General features: G+C 56.9%; 2 protein-coding genes and 2 pseudogenes. 2 read left to right on the top strand and 2 right to left on the bottom strand.

Features of this window, described 5'->3' with window-relative positions; genetic code table 11:
• Both AB1I47_RS33520 and AB1I47_RS33515 read left to right on the top strand, forming a co-directional pair.
• A partial coding sequence (locus tag AB1I47_RS33520; RefSeq protein WP_354687947.1) for a transposase occupies window positions 1–533 on the top strand: 533 nt, incomplete at its 5' end.
• Window positions 534–947: 414 nt separating this feature from the next.
• Window positions 948–2,060 (top strand): annotated as a pseudogene (locus tag AB1I47_RS33515) (heavy metal sensor histidine kinase); the annotation flags it as partial.
• Window positions 2,061–2,163: 103 nt separating this feature from the next.
• On the opposite strand, the gene AB1I47_RS33510 reads toward AB1I47_RS33515, so the two are convergent.
• Entirely contained in the window at window positions 2,164–2,967 is an 804-nt protein-coding gene (locus AB1I47_RS33510; RefSeq protein WP_354687946.1) for a hypothetical protein, read from the bottom strand.
• A 281-nt stretch (window positions 2,968–3,248) separates the two neighbouring features.
• Window positions 3,249–3,349 (bottom strand): annotated as a pseudogene (locus AB1I47_RS33505) (IS5/IS1182 family transposase); the annotation flags it as partial.

The following is a 3,349-nucleotide window of genomic DNA, read 5'->3' as shown; positions in this document are numbered from 1 at the left end:
CAGTGCAGGCCTGCGGCACGCGCGTGGCCAGCCTCGACCGCGAAGTCGAGACAGCGGCGCACGCCAGCCCAGTCTGGCCGGTGATCGAGGCGTTGATGGCGCTGCGCGGCATCAGTCTGCTCGCCGCTGTAACAGTAGTCGCGGAACTCGGTGATCTCACCCGATTTGCCGGCGCGCCCCAGCTGATGGCCCATCTGGGCCTGGTGCCCAGCGAACACTCCAGCGGCAAGCACGAACGCCGCGGTGGCATTACCAAGACCGGCAACAGCCATGTCCGGCGGGTACTCATCGAAGCAGCGTGGACCTATCGACATGCCGCACGCAAGACCGCGATCCTACAGCGGCGCGCAGAGCGTACGTCCCCCGAAGTCCAGGAGATCGCCTGGTCGGCGCAAAAACGGCTGTGCCAGCGATTTCGAAACTTGATGGCACGCGGCAAGCTCAAGAACCAGGTCTGTACCGCCATTGCTCGCGAGCTTGTCGGTTTTATCTGGGCCATCGGGAAACACGTCGTCCCCCTCAGCCGAGCTTAGCTGGCATGAGAAGATCGAGCAGATACCAGGATGCTTAGGCCAGGACCAGGCAACGGTGGGAGAACCCTCGCGCTTACACTAGGAGGCAACTGGAAACAGCACAACCCTCGACTCTAGATTGAGGCAGCTCCCCGACGTTTCGTTTGTCATGCGGTAACCAACCCGCGCATATCAGAATGATCAACCGTCGGATAACCGCCTCGTCCTGGCTCAAGCATCCTGTTCTTGACGACCGTCCAGGAAGCCAGTCTCGCATGGTCGTGAGCACGCAAGTGCCGCGCTCACGACCAATGCATAGCATGGAAAACCGACGTCGCGTCAAGGGTGCGCTACGCCGGGCTGATGCCCGCCCTTGACCCGTCAAACTTTGGGGAGCCCACACTTTGGTACTTGACACGGTCCATACATATCAGTGTATATGTCAGCAAGGGATTCGATATCGGTGTCGCGTTTGACGCAATCGCAAAGCTGTCTCCGGAGCGCAATACCTTTTTGTGGGAGCAGGATGGGAAGACGTACCGCGGAATGCAAGCGGTAGTGCAGGCGACTGGCTTGGAAACCCGCACGTTGGATGTTGTTGTGGGCATGGACACGGAAATCCATGCGCACCTCATGCATGTATTCCGGAAGTCCCTACCCTCTTACATAGCCTTGGCGGCGCTTGCGAGCGGTGTGTTCGGATGGTGGTCTGCCTGGCGCGGATTGGCACCATTGCGCACCATGGCTTCACGCGCTCGCGCAGTAACTACACACAAACTCGACGAGCGCATGCCAGTCGATTCGGTACCCTTAGAGATGGCTGACGTCGCTGCGACGCTCAACGCGATGCTGGAACGCTTGCAGCGCGATTTTCGCCGCCTATCCGAGTTCTCTTCGGACCTCGCCCACGAGTTACGCACGCCGATCACCAACCTCATGACTCAGACCCAAGTCGCGCTATCGCAGCCGCGCGACCCTGCGGAGTACCGGGATGTGTTGGCTTCTAATGCGGAGGAACTGCAGCACCTTGCGCGCATGGTGTCTGACATGCTCTATTTCGCGAAGCTTGAGCACGGCATCACTGCGCCGAACGCCGAGGTGCTCAATATTGGAGACGAAGTACTCGCGCTCTTTGAATTCTACGACGCTCTTGCGGGGGATAAAGGGGTGTACCTGCGGCTCCATGGAGAAGGAACGATCAAGGCCGATCGCCTGATGCTACGTCAGGCCCTTAACAACTTGCTTTCTAACGCGCTGCGATACACTCCATGCCGGGGAAGCATTTTAGTGGAGATCGTCAACCATGCCGACGCGGTGACGGTAATCGTCGAAAACGAAGGCGAGGAGATTAGCGAGGAACTGTTGCCGTCGATATTTGACCCCTTCTTCCGGGCAGACAAATCACGGGTACACCGAGATTCAGATAGTGTGGGCTTGGGATTGTCGATCACGCGAGCCATTATGGCTGCTCACGGAGGCAGCATCGCCGCAGAGTCGGCCGCAGGGAGAACGCGCTTCATTTTGAGCTTCCGTAGCTTTGACAATTGAGGAACGCCAGGCTACATCGTCGATGCGCATTTCGCCCCTTGCCGACCCGGCCGCCTCGACAGGCACCTTCTTCATACCAAGTTAGCTCACGTCCGATGCGTTGCTACCTCTTGCCACCCTCTGCCAACCGCAGAGATCGTTGAGGATTAAGAGCGCCGCAATTGTGCAACGGGTCTGCAAGAGCGAAGGAATGCGGATGGCCAGGATCAACGGTAGTTTCGCGCCAACGCTCGCGACAAGTAGTAGAAGCTGTGGGTTCCGACTGGCTTCGCGCTGGCGACGTTGAGGCCGGAGACACAGTGGAGTGCAAGAGCGCAAGCGCATAGAAAACCGCAGCTATCCCACATAGGAATAGGAGTAGTGAACCGTGGCAATTGCTTACCGCCTTGACTTCAAATTCTTTGGAGAGGCGCCAGCGCATATCCCGTTCGTCCCGAGACTGTTCTCCCGTGAATGCCCAGACGTTAACATCGGTGAAGGCGTTTTGACTGCGATAGCGTTGAAACGATGCCCTCGCACCTCTAAAAACCCCGAGAGCGAATAAAATCAACGGAACACTCATGAGCCCCAGATTCGGCATGGCGGTTCGAATCAAAATGTTACCTAGGAAAACCAGAAATGCAACTGCGGCAGTTCCATTTAATAAAATTGCTGTGTTAATTGCAGTCTGACCAGCCTCAATTGCTGCTTTGTAACTGTCGGAAGGTTCGGTGGCCCCGGCCGTTAGGATGAGGTTCTTCCTGTTTTGTTCTCGAAGCTGCGCTTCTTGGGCCGTCACGCTCGTTATCAACCCCCTTTCTTCAGATAAGAACGTTCTGATGCCCGCGGGAGAAATTGCTGTGCGCCCGCTATCGGAAATTACCTGTAGCGATGCGTTTAAATCATCGACAAGGTCTTCATAATTCATTCTTCTTCTCCCTACCGAAGCGAGGCGAACTCAGCCCACAGGTAGTATGATTCAGACAAGAATATGGTCCTTGCTCGCCCCGGGAAACGGCAAGGGCGCGCAAAGCCTCAGGTGCTACTCGCACCTGGCCTGCCGAATCGCGAATGGTGCTGACTGCGCTCAAGACCGAACACCAAGGAACGCCGGTCCTGCTCGGGAAGCTCATGCATGCAATAGCGACGCCTTGACGTTCTCCATAATACGATTGGCATCGCCGAAGGCAAGTACAGTTAGAGACTGTTTCAAAAAGACGGCTCAGCGCGCCTGAAGATGTTCCAGCAGACGAGAGAGCAGCCGAGTTTGAGGAACGCTTCGTGAATGTCGGCTCGACGTTCGAAGCGAA

It is taken from the genome of Cupriavidus necator (genome assembly GCF_040578825.1).
GTDB classification, from domain to species: domain Bacteria; phylum Pseudomonadota; class Gammaproteobacteria; order Burkholderiales; family Burkholderiaceae; genus Cupriavidus; species Cupriavidus necator_E.
The sequence above is the reverse complement of the archived record's forward strand: the minus strand, read 5'-3'. Positions and strand labels throughout refer to the sequence as shown.

Coding starts and splice junctions, on each gene's coding strand:
- AB1I47_RS33510 (WP_354687946.1), bottom strand. CDS start 2,967: ATGAATTATGAAGACCTTGTCGATGATTTAAACGCATCGCTACAGGTA.